Below are 21,548 nucleotides of genomic sequence, written 5' to 3'. Positions count from 1 at the left end.
GTTAGCTAACTATCTATTTTGATGTTAACTTGTGTTATAATTATGCCGACAACGAGGAAAGTAGGTAAAGCATATGGCAGCTAAACGATTTGATTTGAACAGCTGTATGATGTTCATAACTACCAGAAGCAGTAAATTATTTGCAACTAAGTTTAATCAAGCACTTAAAACTGAAAATATTGCTCGAAGTGAGTGGATGTCTTTATTTTATATTGATCAACACCAACCACTTACACAACGCCAATTATCCGATTTAGTGGGTATCACCGGACCTAGTATGGTGAAAGTTATAAATAAGCTGGTTACAAGAGAATTGATAATCAGCGAGCAATCGCGTACCGATAAACGGGAAAGGCTAATTTCATTAACTGCAGATGGAGAGCGGCTTCTAAAGGAAACTCTTCCAATTGCGTCACAATTTCAGGATGCAGTGACAGACGGTATTTCACAGAGAGATTTAGATAAAGTTGCGGATGTAATGGATAAAATGGTTGAAAATGCTAGTAAGTTATAAGTCTTAAATTAAATGAGAAAAGCCAATCTTGATACAAAGAGTACCTTACAACTGAGAAGAAGCTGTAGGGTACTCTTTTTGATTAGATATGACTCCTGATTTAATTATGAAATCAAATCAATGCTTTTGCTGTTCAAACTGCTTAAAAGTCTCTGGCAAACTTGCCGTTAACGTCACGTGCTGAAACGAAAAGGGCAACGGTAGGCGTAATTGCCAGCTGTGCAGTAATAGCCGTTGTTGTCGCGGGTCCTTGGCATACAGCGGGTCACCAACGATTGGGTGACCCAAGCCTGCGAAATGAACCCGGATTTGGTGAGTACGGCCGGTTTGCAGCTGAACGGCCACTAGGGTAGCACCCGGCTTACGGCCGATAACCTTGTAACGAGTAATGGCCATTTGCGGCTGGCCGCCATTTAGCTGCCGCTTCCGCTTATCGGTTAAGCTCCGGCCAATCGGCATTGCAATGAGACCCTGTGAGCTATTAAGCCGGCCGTGGACCCAGGTAAGGTAAGTTCGCCGGATCAATTTTTCTTTCACTAACCGGACTAAAACGGGTACCACTGCCGGATTCTTCGCAATTAACAGCGCCCCGCTGGTTTCTTGATCCAAACGATTGATCACATAGGGCTGTTGATTTTTAGGTGCCAGATAAGCAGCAACGTGATTCAGGGTTGTGCCAACTTCATCCGGTTGATTCGGGTGGGTTTTACTGCCCTGAGTTTTGTTGACCACTAGCAAGTTGGTATCTTCATAGAGTACTTTAACGGTGGCGGCGCTATCTGGTGTGACGTTTGAGTATGGGTGATCAAAATCGGTCGCCAAAAAATCCAACGAGATATGGTCACCCGGATGCACATCAAAGTTAACCGGCAAGTATTGATCGTTGACTAATACCCGCTGACCGCGTTTTAAGCTGAAGATTAAGTGTTTCGGCAAATACCATTCATCTATTAGCAGCTGGCGTAAGGGTTTCGGCTGAAAATCACTGGGTAGCTGGCAGTTAAACCGCCACTGTGCGGGTTGAGCCATTTGAGCACCTCCAAAAAAGCACCCTTACCCGAGAATGGGCAAGGGTGCTTGACGTTTAAAAATTAATCTTTATCTAACTTCGCTAATTCAGCTGGCTTAACGATTAAAACATCGCAGACAGCAGAACGGCTGACGTAGTTAGTAACGGAACCGATCATCAAACGTTCAACGGCGGTTAAACCGGTTGAACCAATAACGATCAACTGAGTATCGTGGTCAGCTGGAAATTCACGAGCAATAACTGGTTTAGGATTACCAAACCGAACGTGAATATCAACTGACTTAACACCAGCATCCAGTGCCTTTTGTTTTAATTCAGTCAAGCGGGCTTGCACGTCTTCAGAAAGCTTGTAAATAACATCACCGCTAACAGCGCCACCATACGTGTCACTGAATTGGTTAACTTCCAAAACGTTTAAGATATCTAAATGAGTATCGTTTAACTTTGCGACTTCAATTGCTTTGTCTAACACCGGATCGGTGGCTTTTGATCCATCAACCGGCGCGAGAATGTTATTGTATTGCTGGTCCATATACGCCACTCCCTCACAAAATACTAAATAGCTGAAAATTCTTCTTCGTAAGCACGTCATGGTTTTGCCCAACAAAACGAACCACTGGTACTTCACACTTTATTTTACCATAATTTAGCCACTAGTATTAACAAAATGAAAACTTGTTAAACACAACGCTTTCATATTTGAAACTAATTTTGTAAGCTGTTTCGCAGACTAAATCGTTGTTATTTGATAAGTTTGGTTACATAATTAAAGCGTAGAAATGATTGGCGACTACGGCCGTCATTAAGAGACCGCTGTAACTGGCATCAAGCTGATTACAGCGGTTTCATTTTACCTATAAAGCGGTAAACTTAGAGTAAGATCAATTAAAGGAGCAGCAAGCCCATGTACTACTATAATATGGAAACGGAAGACATCGGCTATAATCTAGCAACCGAGCAGTATTTGATGAATAATAAGGATTTTGATGAACCTATTCTGCTTTTTTATTATCAAAAGCCTTGCATTATTGTCGGCCGAAATCAAAATACGCTAGAAGAGATCAATCAAGATTACGTCGCTAAACATAATATTCAAGTCACTCGGCGGCTTTCCGGTGGCGGTGCGGTTTACGATGATCTTGGCAACGTCTCATTTAGCTTTGTTGTCGACCGTGATGATGACCGATTTGGCGACTTTAAGGCCTTTACTAAGCCGATCGTTGATGCACTTAAAGAAATGGGAGCAACCTCAATTGAAGTGTCAGGTCGAAACGACATTTTAGTTAATGGTAAGAAGTTCTCGGGTAACGCGATGTATGTCAAAGATAACAAGATGTTTTCGCACGGGACATTGATGTACGATGTGGATCAAAGTGTGATCGCTCACGCACTCAACGTTCCAAAGGATAAAATGGCTTCAAAGGGGATCAAATCAGTTCGTTCCAGAGTAACGAACCTGAAACCATACCTGAAACCAGAATATCAAAACCTCACTATTGCTGAATTTCGCGATACGATTTTGCGTAAAGTTTACGGTGTTGATGATCTTGCCGAAGTAGCTGATAAAGCCTATCACCTGACCGATGAGGACAAGCAGCAAATTCAAAAACTCTACGATGATTACTATAATAACTGGGATTGGGTCTACGGGACTTCACCAGAATTTACGGTTAAGCGGCGTCAGCACTTTGATTCGGGTACTATCGACGCCCGAGTGTTAGTCGAGAAGGGCCGAATCAAGCAAGTCACCTTCTTTGGTGATTTCTTCGGTGAAAAATATGCGGTTGATTTAGCCAAGAAGTTAGTCGACGTTCGCTACGATCAATTATCATTACGGCAAGCGCTGGCTGATGTCAATGTGGGCGACTACTTTGCGGGTATTACGCTGGATGAATTTGTTCAGTTTTTGGGTTAAAAATGAGCTGAGAACATTTTTCGTGCACAATTTAAGTGTACAAGCTGTAACCCCTTTCATGAGTATGGTAAAATGAAAACCAGTTACATGAATGTTGCTTAATATTTGGAAGGGAAGTTTGGACATGCGGTATGTTTCTATGACGGCACATGATATTGGCCGTAACTTAGCTACTGAACAGTATTTAATGAACAATAAGGATTTTGGTGAACCTTTAGTCTTATTCTACTATGAGAAACCATGTATTATTGTCGGTCGCAACCAAAACACTTTGGAAGAGATCAATCAAAAATACGTTGAGGAGCACGGTATTACTGTTACCCGTCGTTTGTCCGGTGGTGGTGCGGTTTATCAAGACCTTGGTAACCTGTGCTTTAGCTTCGTGCTGGATAGTAACTCTGAACAGTTCGGTGACTTCAAGTCTTTCGTTCAACCAATTGTTGATGCCTTGCACGACATGGGGGCTACCTCTGTTGAGGTTTCAGGCCGGAATGACATTTTAGTCGACGGTAAAAAATTCTCTGGCAATGCTATGTACACCAAGAATGGTAAGACATTCTCACATGGGACTTTGATGCTGGATGTGGATCAAAACGTGATTGCGGATGCGTTAAACGTGCCAGCAGACAAGATTGCCTCAAAGGGGATCAAATCAGTCCGTTCTCGTGTGACAAACTTAAAGCCATATTTGGCACCCGAATATCAAAATATTACGGTACCGGAATTCCGCGACAAATTGTTGAAGGAATTATTCCACGTGGATAGTCTAGATGAAATCAAGGATAAGGAATACGTTGTTACCCCTGATGAACAAAAGGAAATCGACAAGATCTACGAACAGTACTATAACAACTGGGACTGGGTCTACGGGACTTCACCAGAATTTACGGTAAAGAAGCGTCAACACTTTGATTCAGGGACTATCGATGCTCGAATCTTAGTTGAACAAGGTAAGATTTCCCAGATTAAGTTCTTTGGCGATTTCTTCGGCCCGAAGGATGCTAACGAATTGGCTGAAAAGTTGAAGGGTATTCGCTATGACCGTGAAAACCTTGAAAAGGTCTTTGCTGATGTTGATATCAGTCAATACTTCATGGGTATTAAGAAGGATGAGTTGGTGGACTTGTTAGCATAAGGTGCGGAACCAAGCGATTAGAGACTGGAGCCTAAGACGCTTTAGACATAAATCCCGGTTTTGGATTTGTGTCTAAAGTGACTTAGGTGCAAGTCTCTGCTTGGTGCAGCCCAATTCGGCTATGTAAAATATTCAGTTCATTAATCAAATACCAATATTCCAAAGACAGGTTTACCCCCAGCAAAACATTGCTAGGAGCAAACCTGTCTTTTTTATGTCGAACTATGCTACAATTTGAACTATTAATAATGATTAAGGAGGTGTTATCTGTACTTCATTTCATATGGATTCTTATAAATAAATGTTAAAGGGTGATCTGATGCTAACCACCTATAAAGTTGAAGTTAAGCCCACTGCTAAACAAGCATGGCTGATTGATTCTCACATCAGCGGTAGTCGTTGGGCTTACAATTTGTTTTTAGACATCAATAAACAACGTTATGAAATGAGTTACCACTACTTAAATGCTTATGCTTTTAGTAAGTGGTTTAATCATGAATACCTTGAAGCTAATCCTGATGATAAGTGGATCAAGGAATTGTATGCCAAATCGGTTAAGCAGGCTTTTATTGACGCTGATGCGGCCATGAAGCGATTTTTCAAGAAACAAAGTGGTTTCCCACATTGGCGATCTTTTAAACGCGGTCAAGGCAGTTACTACTTTGTTAAAAACAGTAAAACGCAAATCATTGCCTGTCAGCGTCACCGAATCAAGTTACCGAAAATCGGTTGGGTACGCTTAAAAGAATGTGGTTATATTCCCACTGATGCTGAGCATTTTGTGATTAAACACGGTCGGATCAAATTCAAGGCTGGCCGGTATTACTTGACTTGTTTAGTAGAACAGGCTGAATTACCCAAATTAGAATTAACTGGTGAACCTATCGGTATTGATCTTGGCCTAAAAGAATTTGCCATTCTAAGCGATGGCATTTTGTATCCTAATCAGAATAAAAGTAGTCGGGTAAGACGGATCAAAAAACGTCTGCGACGGCTGCAGAGAAAAATGTCCCGTCAGTATCAAGCACTGAAAGCTAGAAGACAGAAAGAAGGAAAGTCTGCTACTGATTTAAATCTAGCGAAAACTCAGCGGAAAGTGCAACGCTTATATCAACGTCTAACTCACATTCAAGCTGATTATCAAAATAAGCTGATTGCCAGTGTGGTGAGAACCAAACCACAGTGGGTAGCCTTAGAAGACTTGAATGTTAAAGGTATGATGAAAAATCGGCATTTAGCTAAAGCAGTCAGTTATCAAGGCTTCTATAACTTTAGAATCAAACTGATCACTAAATGCCAGCAATTAGGCATTCCGGTGCACTTAACTGGCCGGTTTGAACCAACTTCTAAATTATGCCATCAATGTGGCTATAAAAAAGTTGATTTAAAGCTAAGTGAGCGAACCTATCAATGTCCTAAATGTAGTTATACCGAAGATCGTGATATCAATGCGGCCCTGAACATCAGGGATACTGAAAACTTTGAATTAGCCTACTAATACGGGCTTCAAAGCATGTACCGGTGGCTAGCCGGGAATTAACGCTTGTGGACTATCATATCAACTGTATTAGTGAGCTTCGTGCAAAGCAGGATAGGTAGAAGCAAGAAAAATCTATAACTTTCTTATAAGTTATCAGTAGCAGTATCAAATGTTAAAGCAAAAATTAATCACATTCGGCATCGTTTCGTGGGTGCTTTTCTCCGCAATGAATCTGCTGCTGTCATCTAAGTTGATCGGATTAGGCAAATCCTTTCAGATGTCAGCTGTGATACGGTCACTGATCATTTCACTGGTTCTTTATGCAGTGCCAATGATTTGGGCCGCGCTAGGCCATAATTCCGGCTATTACTTGTTAGCAGTGGTGATCGTCATTTATTCATTTGGCTTACTAAATGGTATCGTGACGGTGATGGTCAGCAGCCATGCAATTCTCAGTATTAAGGCGGCAATGATATTAGCCAATGTTTTAGTGATCCTCTTTAATGGCTATTGGATGGTATTGGCGTTAAGATATCGTCACTGGCTTGATAATAAGCGTGATAATGATAAGCTGGAAGAAATTAAGCGAATGCAGCAGGAAAAAGTCAAACAAAATAAGTAATCGAGGTAACTATGGAAAGTTTAGTTAAGGACTTCGTTGAAGAAGTTGAAGCTGAAAATTATGAAACGCAAAATTTCGGCGGCAGTTTAGCTGAAATCAAGAAGAGTGGTGCAGCTAAGGCACTTGAACCAATGGTTGAGATGATCGTTAAAGCGGTTGGTGAAAATAAATTAGCTCAGGCAACGTTGACTTTAACGGATGCTGATATTCAGGTTCATTTGGAAACCAGTATTATTAAATTACCGCTGCGTTATCTGAACGCAATGAAGAAAATGTTAGCGGATGATGATACTTTGCCAATTAGCGTCTACAGCATTATTGAGTCACCAGACATCAACGCATCTTCACTGCGAATTGATAAAGTGGCTTCGGCAGATGATTTCGTTAGTCATCAAGGCGATATGGCAGATGCGATTGCAACTTGGCTGGATCAGCAATTAGACCAAATTAAAGAAAATCAGGAAAAGAAAGCCGCAGATGAGGATGCAGAAACGACTGATAAGTGATCATGCCGATTTGCTTCTGATATCATTCCGTGCTATGATGTTTTACATGCGATGAGTCGAGAATATCACGTCGCTAGCAATAGCGGTTTGCGCGAGCAACTAGGTGATTTTTTTGCACAGCAGGCAATGTAACACCGCCGGATTTGCGGCTGCCTTGGTTCAAAGGAAATGTGGATTTTTGAGAACCCATTTAGTTTCGGCTAAGTGGCTGTATGGGCGTCCCAGCAATGGGGCGTCTTTTTTTATTTCACAATTTAAATTGTCGATTATTTTGGCAAGAAAATTAAGCTCCCCCTTGCGACCAATGTTTGCCTCTGTTACATTTGAGTTAAATCAATCATCGATCGAAATGGGGGAGTTTCAGATGAACAAAATAGTGTCCGCATTAATAGCAGGATTAGTAGTTGGCAGTTTGGGAGAAGCGGTATTGCCGACAACAGGGCAGGCTGCCACGTCCTGGAAGGTAGTCAAAACAAAGTCGTATAGTGACGTTGCCTACCATTCAAAAACAACCGGTAATCAATATATGTGGAATTCAACCCACACAAAAAAGATTCATAATTTAAAGAACTATCCCCGCACGACTTGGTACGTCTATAAGGAAGTTAAACTTCAACTAGGGAAAAAGTCGGGCTACTATTATCAAGTAACGAATAATAATGGCAAGATTAAAGGCATCATTTACCATTCCTATTTGACCAAGGGGGACAATCCCAAAGATGCCTTTGCGCATAGTTCAATCGTGAAATCTTATGGTGGTGGCCTAGCCGGCATTAAGTCAGTTCGTGAGGCAGCTAAATTACAGGCGGACATTCTAGCCATGTTCCCGGGAACGATATTGAATACGAGCTATTCTAAGGATGCCCAGAATGATTTAAATGCTGGTGTCAGCAAAGCGACGCCGTATTCAGCACTCAATAAGAATTCAGCAGCAACGGGGATTTTTTCACCCTATAACTGGGTCAGTACGTCAAGTAAGACTGATTATAGTAAACTAGTTGCCGATACGCTATCAGCACAGGGATACTCAGCTTCAAAGCGTGCTAAATATAAGGGTTACCAAATTGGAATTTATGCAACCCCGCATGGCTATACATCTGCTTACAAGAATTGGCCTAGCGGTTACGGTTCATTTGGTATTTATCTCGTGCCAACTGGTGATTCTAAATTATTTTAGGGGGAATACAGATGTCACTCATGAGTACGATACTAGTTGTCATCGTGGCAGTAGAAGCACTTTTAATCTGTTGTTTAGAGATATTCGGTTCTCAAACAGCAGCAGCTCAGCGCGCTTTTGGCTTTTCAGCCGAGTATCAGCATCGTCCAGAAACCAAGAGCACCATGGCCAATATTGGTTTGTATAATGGCTTTATCGGAATCGGTCTGCTGTTTATGCGTTTTGGCTTACCGGCCAATGCCGCGGTGGCAGGATGCCTGTTATTTACCGGCTTTGTGTTTATTGCGGGTATCTTTGGCGGATTAACCGTTAGACGGCAAATTGTGTGGACGCAAGGGCTTCCAGGATTACTGGCGCTTTTGAGCTTGTTGGTATTCCGCTAATTTCTGGGCTAAAAAGCTATCCTCAAAAGTGTCATCACGTTGAAGATATTGCTTACCGAATTCATCTAATTGACCGTGAAAGTCCTGTGCTATTTGATAGGTAAAATTTGAGGGCAAGGTGATCTGCTGTTTCAGATGCTGGTAGGTATCCGTTTTCTGGTAGCCTAAGTGTTTGAATAGCCGTCGCGTATATGAATCAGCAATGAATGCCGGCTGATCAAAAATGTAGACGATGTAAACGTCAGCGGTTTCCTGACCAACACCAGGAAGTTCTAGCAATTGTTTGCGGAGCTCAGGCTGACTTAAGCGTGATGCGATACCGGCATAGTCCCAGTTACGATCATTGAACCACTTGAAAACGTTGTGGATTGCTTTTGCCTTATTTCGGTAGAAACCACTTACCTTGATCAAATCAATTAATTCAGGTTGCGATAGTGCAAGCATTGCTTCCGGATTTAGACCAGTACGGTGCTTTAAGCGATTGAGACTGATATCAGCGTTTTGCCAAGCGGTGTTTTGAACTAGGATTGCGCCCACAATGATGTCACGCTTATCCTCAGCGGGCCACCAGCCAGAAGGCCCCATGTGTTGCCGTAAAGTTTGATATAACCAGTTAATGTCGATTGAAATAGTGCAGTCCTTCTTTCCATTCGTGCGGGTCACAACTTATATTCTACACGATTTTATAAGATGGCGAATGTGGGATGAAACTAGGAAGTTTTCTGAATCCAAAAAGCCTACTCTGTTGGTGAGAGTAGGCTTTTTTCATATTCAATTTTTTATTTACACCATATCAGCAAGTATCCAAACTTAATTTTACCCCATCTATACATACCTAAAAGTCAATCTTGATTTTCGTCAACCTGCTTTTGAATGGTATTGAGTAGTTGCGTTAACTTTGTGGCTTCAGCATCCGACAGCGGTTCTTCCAAAAGGCCGTTCATTTGAGTGAATGCCTGTTGAATGTTAGCCACTAAATCTGCTCCAGCCTGTGTTAACGAAAGGAGTTTTGTCCGCTCGTTTTCAGCCGGAATTGTCCGAACGATTAAGTTGCGACGAACCAAGCCCTTTAATAGATTGGTGACACTGGCTTCTTGCCGATTAAGGTAGTGAGCAATGTCCCGCTGCATACTATTAGGGTGGCTAGAAATATAATTGATAGCTCGCGCCTGATCAGAATTGAGATCTATTGAGCGGAGCCGCTGATTCAAATACTGTGTTTCGAAACTGGCAATGCGATGAATGAGACTAGCTGTTGTTTTACTATTCAAGTTTTCCCCCTCCTCCTATTCTAATTCGACTGTAGGATACCAGTATATGCTTGCAATCACAACCATAAAGACTTGATTTTGACAAATAAACTTAAATCAGTTGGGTTTGAAATGGTTACAAAAGCCGCAATCACGCCATTATTAAGCAAAAATTAATCATGAAAAAACAAAATAGTTACAAATGATAAAACAAGTTTCTAAAAATGTATCTCTAGAAATAAGCAATCAAATTGAATGTTATTTGAACACGTCACTGATGTTACTAAAGGTTTGGGTAATCTCATCTTGAGTAGGCACCTCTCCAGTTTCGACAACGGACAAAATGATCCCCGTTAAATTAGATTAAACAAAAGTCGCTCAAGCAGACAGCTTGAGCGACTTTTTGTGCGCTGTGCTTATCTCACTGGATGAGCATTAACAGCTGCTTTCATTTGTTTGGTATAATCGGTTAATTTTGCGGGTGCTTGGCGGCCGTATTCGGCCACAATGTTGACACAGGCACTACCAACGATGGCGCCATCAGCAATTTGTGCCATTTCGGTAGCTTGTTCTGGGGTGTGAATCCCAAAACCAATGGCAGTTGGGACGTCGGTGACTTTACGGATCCGGTTCACTAGGTCGGCCAAACCGTTGGCAAATTCACTACGTTCACCGGTAACACCCAATGATGAAACTACGTAGATAAAGCCGGTAGCTGCGGCCGCAATCTTTTCGATGCGGTCACCGGAAATTGGCGTTACCAGAGGAATCAAATCAACATGGTGTTTCGCAGCGATTGGTTCTAATTCGTCGCGTTCTTCCAATGGCATATCCGGAATAACTAAGCCGTAAATACCAAGTTCTTCACAACGGGCGGTAAAGGCGTCGTAACCGTATTGGAAGACGATGTTTAAGTAGGTCAGAAAGGCCAGCGGTACATCGGTTTGCTGATGAATCTCTTTGACCATATCGAAAATGGTGTCCATTGGTAGGTCAGGATCCGCTTTTAAAGCACGTAAGTCCGCGGCCTGGATAACAGGGCCATCAGCAATCGGATCTGAGAAGGGAATCCCTAATTCAACAATATCTGCGCCACCCTTAGCCAGTGCAACCACGTTGTTGACGGTGCCTTCAAAGTCCGGATCGTTAGCTGCAACGAACGGGATGAAAGCTTTTTGATTTTTAAAGGCATCTGTTAATTTACTCATCGATATCCACTCCTCTGTATTTAGCGATTGAAGCTACATCTTTGTCGCCCCGACCTGAGAGGGTGCAGACAATGATTTGATCTTTTCTCATTTTTGGTGCGATTTTTCGTACGTAAGCAACGGCGTGACAGCTTTCGATAGCAGCCACAATGCCCTCTGTTTTGGCGATATATTCGAAAGCATCCACAGCTTCGTCATCGGTAATGCCAACGTATTGTGCCCGGCCGGTTTTAGCAAGGTAGGCATGTTCGGGTCCAACACCAGGGTAATCAAGGCCAGCTGAAATTGAGTAAACGGGGTTGATTTGCCCCGTCTTGTTTTGCAGGAACATGGACTTCATACCGTGGAAGATACCATCTGATCCTCGTTCAACGGTGGCGGCGGTGAGTTCAGTTTCAACCCCTTTACCGGCTGCTTCGGCGCCAACGAGTTGAACACTTGGATCGTCGATATAGTTAGCGAATGATCCAATGGCGTTTGAACCGCCACCGACACAGGCCACGACCATATCAGGCAATTTACCGGTCTTTTCTTTGAGTTGAACTTTTGATTCTTGGCTGATCACTGATTGAAAGTCACGGACCATCAAAGGATAAGGGTGAGGACCAGTGGCTGAACCCATGAGATAGAAGGTGTCGTCAACCCGTTTAGTCCAGTCTTGCAGTGCCGCGTTGATGGCATCTTTCAAGACCATTGACCCGCTGGTAACGGGGTGCACCTTGGCGCCTAATAATTCCATCCGGTAAACGTTTAGCCGTTGACGGTCAGTATCTTTCTTACCCATGAAGATTTCACATTCCATACCGAAGTAGGCGGCAATTGTCGCAGTAGCCACACCATGTTGACCAGCACCGGTTTCTGCAATCAAACGGGTTTTGCCCATGTGTTTTGCCAGTAAAGCTTGGCCGATAACGTTGTTGATTTTGTGGGCACCAGTATGGTTCAGATCTTCACGCTTTAAGTAAATTTGTGCGCCACCAAGGTCTTTGGTCATGCGTTCTGCGTAATACAAAAGTGAAGGACGGTTAGCGTAGTCCACTAGCAGATCATGGAGTTCGGTTTTGAATTCTGGGTCGTTCTTGTAATGCTCGTAAGCTTTAGTCATTCGATCCAGTTCGTTCATCAGGGTTTCAGGAATATATTGCCCCCCGTATTCGCCGTAGCGACCGGAAGTGTTCTTGTTAAGTTTCAAATTAAGTTCAGTCATTTATCAAGTTTCCTTTCATTAGTTAGCATGAGTAGTTGCAACGATTGCGCGAATCTTATCGGGATCCTTTTGACCGTTGGTTTCAACACCGCTGGAGACGTCGATCACATCGGGGTGAACCGTGTTGATGGCGGTGGTGACGTTGTCGGGGGTAAGCCCACCAGCGAGGATAAATGGGTGGGGTGCTTTTGGCACTCGCGTCCAGTCCAGGGTAATTCCTGAACCGTTGCCACTATCCAGCATCACGTAATCAGCTGCGGTGGGTGTAATCTTGGCGTTCGGTTTAAAGACTTGAAAAACAGTCGCTCCCGCCTCTTTTAGTGCTTTAACCGTTTCTTCGGATTCGTGCCCGTGCAGTTGAACGATTTGAATCGCACCGCTGCGGTAAATGTTTAACATGTTTTCTAGCGGTTCATTAACGAACACGCCAGCAGTAGGAATTGACGGATCAAGCAGTTGCCGGAATTTTAAGGCAGTTGCCAATGAGATTTGACGGCGACTTTTCGCAAACACAAAACCAGCGAAATCCGGGTGCACTTCATTAACTACCTGCGTATCTTGTTCTCGCATTAACCCACAGATTTTGATTTGCGTCATGTCATCACACTCCTAGCAATTGCGTAATTTTTTCTGCTTTATCAGGTGCAGTCATTAAGGCTTCACCAATCAAGATGCCGTTCATGTGGTTGGCTTCCATTACTTTCACGTCGTCTCGGGTATGAATCCCGCTTTCAGCAACGAAGGCAATTTTGTTTGGCACCAGTTTACGTAACTTGATGCTGTTGTTCAGCGAAACATCAAAGGTTCTAAGGTCGCGGTTGTTGACCCCAATCAGTTGAGCGCCTACATTCACGGCCCGCTGTAATTCCTGTTCATCGTGGGCTTCGACTAATGCGGCTAATCCAAGTTCGTGGGCTAGTTTAAAGTAGTCTTTCAGCTGCTGATCACTGAGAATTGCTACTATTAATAACACGATGCTGGCACCGGCAGCTTTAGCTTGGTAAAGCATGTACGGATCAACCACGAAATCTTTTCGCAGAACGGGGACATTGACGTTGGCTGCAATTTCTTGCAGGTAGTGAATGTCGCCCTTGAAGTAATCCGGCTCAGTGAGCACTGAGATGGCGCTGACACCGTGCCGGTCATAATCTTCGGCAATTTCTAAGTAGGGGAACTGTTTTGCAATCAGCCCTTTAGATGGGGAAGCTTTTTTAACTTCACCGATCAGATGAATGCCAGGTGCATTGAAGCGGTCGTAAACCGCTTGTGGATCCTTAGTCGGCGTTGCGGCGGCTTTAGCTTTCATGTCGTCAACTGAGATAATGGTTTTTTCACGTTGGAGGCGGCGTTTTGTGGCTGCCACAAGGTCGTCTAGAATCATGCTACCTGTGCTCCTTTCGTTAAGTCGATTAATTCGTTTAATTTCTTTTCAGCGGCGCCACTGTCGATCACTTCAGCAGCTTTCTTAACGGCACCTGCCATGGTTAACTCTGGATGAGCAGTGTAGAGTGCCAAGCCGGCGTTCAAGAGAACGATGTCGCGCTTTGGACCAGGCTTGCCAGCCAGGACATCGCGAGTGATCTGCGCGTTGTCAGCAGGTGTGCCGCCAACGATGTCTTGCTTTTCAGCACGCTTCAAACCAAATTGTTCTGGGGTGATGGTGTAAGACTTGAAATCGTCACCACGAACTTCAACTACGTGGGTTGGTGCGGAAATGGAAGCTTCATCTAAACCATCAGTACCATGAATGACTAAAGCATTTTTAACACCTAACTCGTGAAGGACGTGTGCCATTGGTTCTAGAAGCTCATCATCATAGACACCCAGTAGCTGCATTCCTGCGTGAGCTGGGTTGGCTAATGGCCCAAGGACGTTGAATAAGGTTCGAATTCCCAGTGTTTTACGAACGGGAGCCACAAAGCGCATGGCCTTGTGATATTCCTGTGCGAATAAGAAGCAGATGCCGATTTGATTTAAGATATCTTCACTGGCTTCTGGTGTGACGTTGATGTTCACACCTAAGGCTTCAAGCACATCAGCGGCACCGCTCTTAGATGAAGCGGCCCGGTTACCGTGCTTAGCAACTGGCGTACCAGCAGCTGCGGCAACTAATGATGAAGTGGTTGAAATGTTAAATGAGTTGGCGTGATCACCACCAGTACCGACGATTTCAAGAACCGGTTCCCCGGCTTTAAAGGTTAAAGCGTGATCTCTCATTGAATTAGCAGCACCCGCAATTTCTTGCACGGTCTCGTGCTTGACGGTTAAAGCGGTCAGTAAACTTGAAATTTGAATGTCATTAGCTTTGCCATCCATGATCTCGTTCATCACGTCGTTCATTTCGTCAAAGGTTAAATCGGTACGGCCTGCTACTTTAGTAATTGCGTTTTCAATTGTCATTGTCATGGTAAATTCCTCCAGTTTATTGTCAGTTCGTGTTCATCAATTGAGTTGATTCAGCTGAGAGGCTTTGCCATCGTTTTTGATTTAGATTTGTCATCATTAAGATCTCCTTTGGAATAGAAAAACTCCGCCCATAACATTCGCGCTATAAATAGCGTTTTGTTAAGGACGGAGTTTGAATTCCGCGGTGCCACCTTAATTTGATGCAGGGACTTCTCCCTCACATCACCCTTAGCGAAATGCGTAATCACATTTCCGACAACTGACGTATGTCTGTACGTGCTCCCGTACTCGGAATCTTTCGGGGCGCCCCTCCGTGGTCCATTTGATTACCTGCGTTCGGTCGCACTCTCAGCTACGGCGGCTCTCTTTACGTGCACGATAATCTTGATCTCCACATCATTGGTTTGTATGAGCGAATTTGTTTGATTGACAATAGATTAAAACTTTATGAAAATATTGTCAACACTTTATTCTAAATTTAATTTTACGCAAGCTTGCCAAGCGCCATTGCAACGCGAATTTGAGCTAAATAATTTTTTATAATCTGTTTGCCAACTTCAGCGTCAGTCATGATGGATTCGGGATGGAATTGCACACCGTAAACCTGGTTAGCTTCATCAGCCACGGCTTGGATCGTACCGTCATCAGCTGTTGCTGTTACGGTTAAATCGTCCGGCATGGTTGATGGCTCAATGACCAGTGAGTGGTATCGAGCTGCCTCAAATTGAGTAGGACAGTTGTTAAACATATCGGCGTGTCCCTGCTGTGTCATGAGTGACGGCTTCCCGTGCATGAGCTTTGGCGCGTGAACCACTTGGGCGCCATAAGCTTCACCAATGGCTTGGTGACCGAGACAAACGCCGAGGATTGGTACCCGGCCGATAAAGACCCGGAGAATCTGCATCATATTGCCGGCGTCTTCTGGACGACCAGGCCCTGGGGAAAGGATGATTCCCATTGGATGCTTAGCTAAAAGTTCATCAGCCGTGAGTTCATCATTTTTCACCACGGTGATGGGTTCCTCACTAAGTGTGCCGATAAGTTGATACAAGTTATAGGTGAAACTATCGTAATTATCAATTAGATAAAGCATGAGCGACGCCTCCTTGATCTGCTGTGTTGATCGCGTTAACCACTGCGCGGGCCTTGTTGTTAAATTCCTGATATTCATATTTAGCAATGCTGTCAGCTACGATCCCGGCACCGGAATGAACCACAATTTGGTCACCCTTCCGGTAGGTCAGCCGGATACCGATACAAAGGTCCAAGTCGCCGCTGAAATCCAGGTAGCCTAGGCAGCCGCCGTAAACCCCACGTTTGCGGTTTTCCAGTTTGGAGATGATCTGCATAGCGGATATCTTCGGCGCACCTGATAAGGTACCGGCGGGAAGAACAGCGTTAACGATATCCATGGCGGATACCTTCGGATTGGCGGTACTTTCTACTGTTGAACCCAAGTGCATCACGTTGGCGAATTTCAGTAAATTCCGAGTCTTGGTGACTTTGACAGAACCAAACTGACTGACAACGCCCAAGTCATTTCGCCCTAAATCAATCAGCATATTATGCTCGGATTTTTCCTTCTCGGAAGTCTGCAATTCGTGGGCAAACTTATCGTCCTCTTCCTTGGTCGCACCACGTCGACGAGTACCGGCCAGCGGATAGGTGAAGAGGGTGTCGCCACGTTTGGTGATCAAGGTTTCAGGAGATGCACCTAACGTTTCAAAGTCACGGTGGTGGAAATAGAACTGGTAAGGACTGGGACTGTCTCTAAATAAGGTTGGCGCAACCCCTAGCAACGAACCGCTCATAGCAGCCTGTTGCGGGTTGGAGAAAATCAGTTGAAAAATGTCGCCGTCCACGATGTGTTTTTGAGCAACTGCTACTCGTTCTGAAAATTCTGACAAGCTGAATTGGAAATGGAAGGGTTGGGTCAATGCAAATCGTGGTAATGGTTTTGGCTGGGCATTGACGATCAATTGTTGAAGCTGTTTCAAATCGGCCATCACATCGTCGTAGCGTTCAGCCAGTTCGTCAGTTGGAATGATTTGGCTGAGGGTGACTTTTTGTTGGCGATGGTTGTAAGCAATCACGCGGTCAACCAGTAGGAGGTCGGCATCGTCTAAGTCCATTGGATCAGCTACTTTTTGTTTCAGTGCGGTAGTGGCATATTTAGCATAATCATAACTGAAATAGCCGATTAATCCGCCTGTAAATGGTGGTAGTCCAGGGATAAGGGGTGTTTGATGCTGTTTTAAGATGGTTTCCAAGATGGGTTTTAGTGCCGTTTTCTCAGTGGTCGTTTTACCACCTTCAACAGTGGTCGTCAGCACGCCATCACGGTAGGTGAAAGTTTGTTTTGGTGCGAGTCCGATGAAGGTATAGCCATCTTCGGTCTTCTTTGGTTTCCCAGTTAACAGAAAACCGGGTTCTTGCGCTTCTTTTAAAGCGTTGAACAAACTGACAGCATCAAAGTCAGCAAGTTGAAATTCTAAAGTCACCGGTGCAGCTGGATAGCCTTTAGCGGTGGCAAGCAGTTCGTTTAATGTCATGGTGAATTCCTCCAATATAATGTTTGTTAGTGGTGGCTACATTTAATCTTGGAGTTTGCCATCGTTTCTGGTTGTTTGGGTTTGTCATAAGTGAACACTCCTTTGCGGTATACGAAAACGCCGCCCATAACATAAAACGCTATTACTAGCGTTTAAGTTAAGGACGGAGTTTATTTCCGCGGTGCCACCTTAATTTGATGCAGGGACTTTACCCTCGCATCACCCTTAGCGAAATGCGTAATCACATTTCCGACAACTGACGTATGTCTGTACGTGCTCCCGTACTCGGAATCTTTCGGGGCGCCCCTCCGTGGTCCATTTAATTACCTGCGTTCGGTCGCACTCTCAGCTACGGCGGCTCTCTTTACGTGCACGATAATCTTGATCTCCACATCATTGGTTTGTATGGACGGTGTTTAATTGGCACTTACATTACGCAATAATTTAAATTTTGTCAAGTTGAAAGAAGAATGTCATTATTCAATTCTCATAATCTCTAATGGAAGGACACCGTTTTATGATAAAGGAGCACTTTTCCATTTAATGTAGGGAAGAGAGTGACGAAGCCTTTTTTTACCGGTAAATTAAACAATCAAATTAATTTAGTTAGCTGAATCGGTTAACAATCGTCAATAAAGACCGTACTTAAAGCAATTTAAAAGAGGAAAGCTAGATTCAAGGGTAAAACATCAAAAAAATTTAAAATTATTATTGAGCCGAGAATACTGTTATTATGCAGTTCTTTAAGTGTGTTTAAAAATTAAAGAAGATTAAAATTAGGTTAGTGCTTGACAGAATAATTCTAATAGTTTATTGTCATATACAACAAATCAAAACAGCAAAGGGAGTTTCAATTATGATTCTGAAAACGAAAGCATTAAACCGACAATTAAATCGATTTAGTTACTATTGGTCAATGTAGTGTCTACACCGGACAGGTTGCAGACACGCATCACTGCAATCTGTGCGGCCAATAGTTTTTCAGCATCACTTGCCGGTCACACAGAAGTTTTCAAAACACTGTGTGACACGGAAGACTCCGTTGTTATAATTTCGACGTTCAAACGTCTCGCAGTGTTTTGTGAAAGCAAAACATTACGAGACGTTTTTATTTTGATTAGAAAGTTAGGGAGGTGACAAATTGGTTGATGCACACACAAGTTTATATGGCTTTATTGCAAAGCCCGCGCGGCACAGTTTGTCACCGCTGATTCACAACACGAGTTTTCAAGCTTTAGGCATCAACAGCGTTTACCTCGCATTCGACGTTGAACAATCACAGTTCGAAAATGCAGTTCAATCGATGCGAGCGCTGCCGATACGCGGTATTAACGTTTCGATGCCCTATAAGCAGCAGATCATTAAGTATCTTGATGAGCTTACCCCAGTGGCTAAACAACTGAGGGCGGTTAACACGGTGATCAACCGATCAGGCCGCTTAATCGGTGACAGTACGGATGGCGAAGGATTTATCAACGCGTTGGCGGATGAACAAGTCAGTGTGAAGGGAAAGCGAGTAGCAGTATTAGGAGCTGGCGGTGCGGGCAGAGCGATTATCCTAGCTACAGCTAATGAGGGCGCAGAAGTAGTCGTTTTTAAACGGCAGAACGGAACGTTTAACGAACTGAAGCAGCGACTGGCTAGCTGGTCGGATCACATTCGGGTCTTACCCTATGAAGATGAAGACCAGATGGCAGCAGAACTTCAGCAGGCAGACGTCATCGTCAACACCACTAATTTGGGAATGGCGGATGATACTCGCAGTCCCGTTTCACCGCAGGTCATGGCTGTACTTCATACCGGACAGATAATTGCTGATGCAATTTATGCGCCACTTGAAACACCATTTTTAGCCCAAGCGAAGCAGCAGGGCTGTCATACCATGAACGGTCTTGGCATACTGGTTCAGCAAGCAGCTGGATCCTTTAATCGCTGGATGGGTCAGAAAATGCCAATTGATAAAGTTAAAAATGTAATCAAACAACAATTAGAACACACCAAAAAGTGAGGATGATAAATATGATTATTGTATTGAAAAGTAACGACCAAGAAACGATTGCAGAGCTCCAACAGCACTTCAGTAACACCCACGAAATCTTCGTCCATCATAACCGAGTAGCCATTCAAGGGATTACGGCAGCTGATTTATCAGACAGTGAACGTGAAGCAGCTACTGAACTGATCAATGACGTACCCAAGGCTGTTCAAGGCAGCCGTGAATTTCACCCAGAAGATACGGTGATCAAAACCAAGCACAGCATCATCGGTGGCGATAACTTCACGATGATGGCAGGCCCATGTTCCGTTGAATCAGAAGAACACGTGATGAAGATGGCAGCAGTTGCTAAAGCCAATGGTGCAACGATCCTTCGTGGCGGTGCTTACAAGCCACGGACCTCCCCATACTCATTCCAAGGGTTAGGCGAAGATGGATTGAAGTTCTTACGCCGCGCAGCTGATCAGTACAACATGGATGTGTTGACAGAAGTGATGGATGACGAGCACGTGAAACTGGTTGCTAAATACACGGATATTTTCCAAATTGGCGCTCGTAACATGCAAAACTTCTCACTGCTTAAAGCCGTTGGTAAGACCAACATTCCAGTGATGTTGAAGCGTGGTATGTCAGCTACTGTGGATGATATTTTAAACGCCTCAGAATACATTGCTGCAGGTGGTAACCACAATATTATGATTGCTGAACGTGGGATCCGGACCTTCGATAACAAATACACCCGGAACACCATGGATGTTGGTGTTGTACCAGTCCTCCAGAAGTTAACGCATTACCCAGTTATCATTGACCCAAGTCATGCCTCAGGTCACACGGAATTTGTGACACCATTAGCCTTAGCCGGTGTTGCAGCTGGTGCTTCAGGCTTAGTTGTTGAAATTCATGATGACCCAGCTCACGCGCTTTCCGATGGACCACAAGCTTTGAAGCCTAACGAATTCAAAGAATTATCCGACAAAGCCTTTGCCATTCGGGAATTATTAACCACTGGTTTACCAGTAGAACAAGCGGAAGCGGGGCGCTAAGATGACAACTGTTTCTGTGACGTTACCAGAGACAAAATACGATGTTTTAATTGAACGCGGCTTGTTAAAGAAGGTCGGCGAGTTAGTTGCAAAACAGTGGTCAGCCCGAAAAATTGCGCTGGTCAGTGATGATAACGTTGCCCCTTTATATCAAGAACAGGTTGCTGATGCGTTAACGGCTGCTGGTTTTGATGTTCATCGTTACGTTTTTCCGGCAGGTGAGGCGTCTAAGTCACTGACGGTCTTAGCTGATTTAGCACGGCAAATGGCAGCGGATGCCTTTAACCGTGATGATAGTGTCATTGCATTAGGTGGTGGCGTTACGGGTGACCTAGCAGGGTTACTGGCTGCTTCATACATGCGTGGACTGTCCTTTATTCAAATACCAACGTCATTGCTGGCTCAAGTGGATAGTTCAGTGGGCGGTAAAACGGCTGTGGACCTTGATAACATTAAAAATATTATTGGCGCTTTTTACGAACCGGATCTAGTCATCGTCGATCCTGATACCTTAGCCACCATGAAACAGCGTGACTTAGTTGAAGGTTATGGTGAAATCGTGAAGACTGCCGCACTGGAAGGTGGTGACTTTTGGCAACTGATCGAGACCATTAACAGTCCGGCTGATTTGATTACTCATTCGCCTGAACTCAGTGCCCGCTCGATTCATTATAAAGCGTCTGTCGTGATGGCTGATGAAACCGAAAGCGGTACGCGTCAGTTACTGAACTTTGGCCACACCATCGGTCATGCTGTTGAAGCATTGGCTGATGGCGGCTTACGACATGGTGAAGCGGTTAGCATTGGTACCGTCGCCATTATGCGGGTATTTGAAAATGCTGGCTTGGCGGAAGCAGGTATCACTGAAAAGTTACGTGATCGCTTTGCGGCGGTTGGGTTACCAGTGACTGATGATCTATTAAATTCACCACTGGTACTGGATAAAGTTAAAAACGATAAGAAAAACCGGCATGGACACTTGAATCTGGTTTATCTGACGGCCATCGGACGACCCAAGATCAAGTCGATTCCAAGCAACGAAATTGCTTCATTTTTACACCTACCCGTGGCTGAATAGTTATGAGTAGGGCGTGGTAACAACGTTTGGGAAGGCGTTGTTATAG

Annotated in this window: 22 protein-coding genes; 11 read left to right on the top strand and 11 right to left on the bottom strand. The window is 44.1% G+C overall.

Features of this window, described 5'->3' with window-relative positions; all coding sequences use genetic code 11:
* The first annotated feature begins 73 nt into the window (after window positions 1–73).
* Window positions 74–514, top strand: coding sequence for a MarR family winged helix-turn-helix transcriptional regulator (locus tag IWT5_RS09355; RefSeq protein ID WP_089109688.1), 441 nt, complete (start codon window positions 74–76; stop codon window positions 512–514).
* A gap of 117 nt (window positions 515–631) precedes the next feature.
* On the opposite strand, the gene IWT5_RS09350 is transcribed toward IWT5_RS09355, so the two are convergent.
* Window positions 632–1,543 (bottom strand): RluA family pseudouridine synthase, encoded by a 912-nt coding sequence (locus IWT5_RS09350; RefSeq protein ID WP_089109687.1) that lies wholly within the window; start codon window positions 1,541–1,543, stop codon window positions 632–634.
* A gap of 62 nt (window positions 1,544–1,605) precedes the next feature.
* Window positions 1,606–2,076, bottom strand: a complete 471-nt coding sequence (locus IWT5_RS09345; RefSeq protein ID WP_089109686.1) for a universal stress protein — start codon at window positions 2,074–2,076, stop codon at window positions 1,606–1,608.
* Between the two features lie 372 nt (window positions 2,077–2,448).
* Here IWT5_RS09345 and lplA (IWT5_RS09340) point away from each other — a divergent pair, with 372 nt between their 5' ends.
* The 7 genes from lplA (IWT5_RS09340) to IWT5_RS09310 all read left to right on the top strand — a co-directional run bounded on the left by lplA (IWT5_RS09340) (window position 2,449) and on the right by IWT5_RS09310 (window position 8,762).
* Window positions 2,449–3,459 carry a lipoate--protein ligase gene (gene lplA / locus IWT5_RS09340; RefSeq protein WP_089109685.1) on the top strand — a complete coding sequence of 337 codons (1,011 nt, stop codon included), beginning with the start codon at window positions 2,449–2,451 and terminating at the stop codon, window positions 3,457–3,459.
* 124 nt (window positions 3,460–3,583) lie between these two features.
* A complete protein-coding gene (lplA, locus tag IWT5_RS09335) occupies window positions 3,584–4,594 on the top strand; it encodes a lipoate--protein ligase (protein ID WP_089109684.1) in 1,011 nt (336 codons plus the stop codon).
* A 301-nt stretch (window positions 4,595–4,895) separates the two neighbouring features.
* On the top strand, window positions 4,896–6,092 hold the full coding sequence (locus IWT5_RS09330) for an RNA-guided endonuclease InsQ/TnpB family protein (RefSeq protein WP_225360263.1): 1,197 nt from the start codon (window positions 4,896–4,898) through the stop codon (window positions 6,090–6,092).
* 151 nt (window positions 6,093–6,243) lie between these two features.
* Window positions 6,244–6,696, top strand: coding sequence for a hypothetical protein (locus IWT5_RS09325; protein ID WP_089109683.1), 453 nt, complete (start codon window positions 6,244–6,246; stop codon window positions 6,694–6,696).
* 11 nt (window positions 6,697–6,707) lie between these two features.
* Window positions 6,708–7,202 carry a hypothetical protein gene (locus tag IWT5_RS09320; RefSeq protein WP_089109682.1) on the top strand — a complete coding sequence of 165 codons (495 nt, stop codon included), beginning with the start codon at window positions 6,708–6,710 and terminating at the stop codon, window positions 7,200–7,202.
* Window positions 7,203–7,566: 364 nt separating this feature from the next.
* Window positions 7,567–8,379 carry a hypothetical protein gene (locus IWT5_RS09315; protein ID WP_089109681.1) on the top strand — a complete coding sequence of 271 codons (813 nt, stop codon included), beginning with the start codon at window positions 7,567–7,569 and terminating at the stop codon, window positions 8,377–8,379.
* An 11-nt stretch (window positions 8,380–8,390) separates the two neighbouring features.
* The gene (locus tag IWT5_RS09310) at window positions 8,391–8,762 is read left to right on the top strand and encodes a DUF1304 domain-containing protein (RefSeq protein ID WP_089109680.1); all 372 of its coding nucleotides are present in this window, start codon (window positions 8,391–8,393) and stop codon (window positions 8,760–8,762) included.
* Here the strand turns inward: IWT5_RS09310 and IWT5_RS09305 are convergent.
* The 9 genes from IWT5_RS09305 to IWT5_RS09265 all read right to left on the bottom strand — a co-directional run bounded on the left by IWT5_RS09305 (window position 8,727) and on the right by IWT5_RS09265 (window position 17,385).
* Window positions 8,727–9,425, bottom strand: a complete 699-nt coding sequence (locus IWT5_RS09305) for an endonuclease III domain-containing protein (RefSeq protein ID WP_225360262.1) — start codon at window positions 9,423–9,425, stop codon at window positions 8,727–8,729. The genes IWT5_RS09310 and IWT5_RS09305 overlap by 36 nt on opposite strands.
* A gap of 179 nt (window positions 9,426–9,604) precedes the next feature.
* Window positions 9,605–10,033 (bottom strand): MarR family winged helix-turn-helix transcriptional regulator, encoded by a 429-nt coding sequence (locus IWT5_RS09300; protein WP_089109679.1) that lies wholly within the window; start codon window positions 10,031–10,033, stop codon window positions 9,605–9,607.
* 395 nt (window positions 10,034–10,428) lie between these two features.
* Window positions 10,429–11,220 (bottom strand): tryptophan synthase subunit alpha, encoded by a 792-nt coding sequence (gene trpA / locus IWT5_RS09295; RefSeq protein ID WP_089109678.1) that lies wholly within the window; start codon window positions 11,218–11,220, stop codon window positions 10,429–10,431.
* A complete protein-coding gene (trpB, locus tag IWT5_RS09290) occupies window positions 11,213–12,427 on the bottom strand; it encodes a tryptophan synthase subunit beta (RefSeq protein ID WP_089109677.1) in 1,215 nt (404 codons plus the stop codon). Before trpB ends, trpA begins: the two co-directional genes overlap by 8 nt.
* Window positions 12,428–12,445: 18 nt before the next feature.
* Window positions 12,446–13,024 (bottom strand): phosphoribosylanthranilate isomerase, encoded by a 579-nt coding sequence (locus IWT5_RS09285; protein WP_089109676.1) that lies wholly within the window; start codon window positions 13,022–13,024, stop codon window positions 12,446–12,448.
* Window positions 13,025–13,028: 4 nt separating this feature from the next.
* Window positions 13,029–13,808 carry an indole-3-glycerol phosphate synthase TrpC gene (gene trpC, locus IWT5_RS09280; RefSeq protein ID WP_089109675.1) on the bottom strand — a complete coding sequence of 260 codons (780 nt, stop codon included), beginning with the start codon at window positions 13,806–13,808 and terminating at the stop codon, window positions 13,029–13,031.
* Window positions 13,805–14,827, bottom strand: a complete 1,023-nt coding sequence (gene trpD / locus IWT5_RS09275) for an anthranilate phosphoribosyltransferase (RefSeq protein WP_089109753.1) — start codon at window positions 14,825–14,827, stop codon at window positions 13,805–13,807. The genes trpC and trpD overlap by 4 nt, the downstream gene beginning before the upstream one ends.
* Before the next feature lie 490 nt (window positions 14,828–15,317).
* Window positions 15,318–15,926 carry an anthranilate synthase component II gene (locus IWT5_RS09270; RefSeq protein WP_089109674.1) on the bottom strand — a complete coding sequence of 203 codons (609 nt, stop codon included), beginning with the start codon at window positions 15,924–15,926 and terminating at the stop codon, window positions 15,318–15,320.
* On the bottom strand, window positions 15,910–17,385 hold the full coding sequence (locus IWT5_RS09265; protein WP_089109673.1) for an anthranilate synthase component I family protein: 1,476 nt from the start codon (window positions 17,383–17,385) through the stop codon (window positions 15,910–15,912). Before IWT5_RS09265 ends, IWT5_RS09270 begins: the two co-directional genes overlap by 17 nt.
* A 1,141-nt stretch (window positions 17,386–18,526) precedes the next feature.
* Between IWT5_RS09265 and IWT5_RS09260 the strand changes: the two genes are divergently transcribed.
* Genes IWT5_RS09260 through aroB form a run of 3 tightly spaced genes read left to right on the top strand, consistent with a single transcriptional unit; the run spans window position 18,527 to window position 21,502 of the window.
* Window positions 18,527–19,393: a shikimate dehydrogenase gene (locus IWT5_RS09260; protein ID WP_089109672.1), complete on the top strand. Its 867-nt coding sequence runs from the start codon at window positions 18,527–18,529 to the stop codon at window positions 19,391–19,393.
* 11 nt (window positions 19,394–19,404) lie between these two features.
* Window positions 19,405–20,424 (top strand): 3-deoxy-7-phosphoheptulonate synthase, encoded by a 1,020-nt coding sequence (gene aroF / locus IWT5_RS09255; protein WP_089109671.1) that lies wholly within the window; start codon window positions 19,405–19,407, stop codon window positions 20,422–20,424.
* Between the two features lies 1 nt (window position 20,425).
* Window positions 20,426–21,502: a 3-dehydroquinate synthase gene (gene aroB, locus IWT5_RS09250; RefSeq protein ID WP_089109670.1), complete on the top strand. Its 1,077-nt coding sequence runs from the start codon at window positions 20,426–20,428 to the stop codon at window positions 21,500–21,502.
* The last annotated feature ends 46 nt before the right edge of the window (window positions 21,503–21,548 follow it).

This window comes from Secundilactobacillus mixtipabuli, from assembly GCF_002217925.1.
In the GTDB taxonomy this organism is placed as follows: Bacteria; Bacillota; Bacilli; order Lactobacillales; family Lactobacillaceae; genus Secundilactobacillus; species Secundilactobacillus mixtipabuli.
The sequence above is the reverse complement of the archived record's forward strand: the minus strand, read 5'-3'. Positions and strand labels throughout refer to the sequence as shown.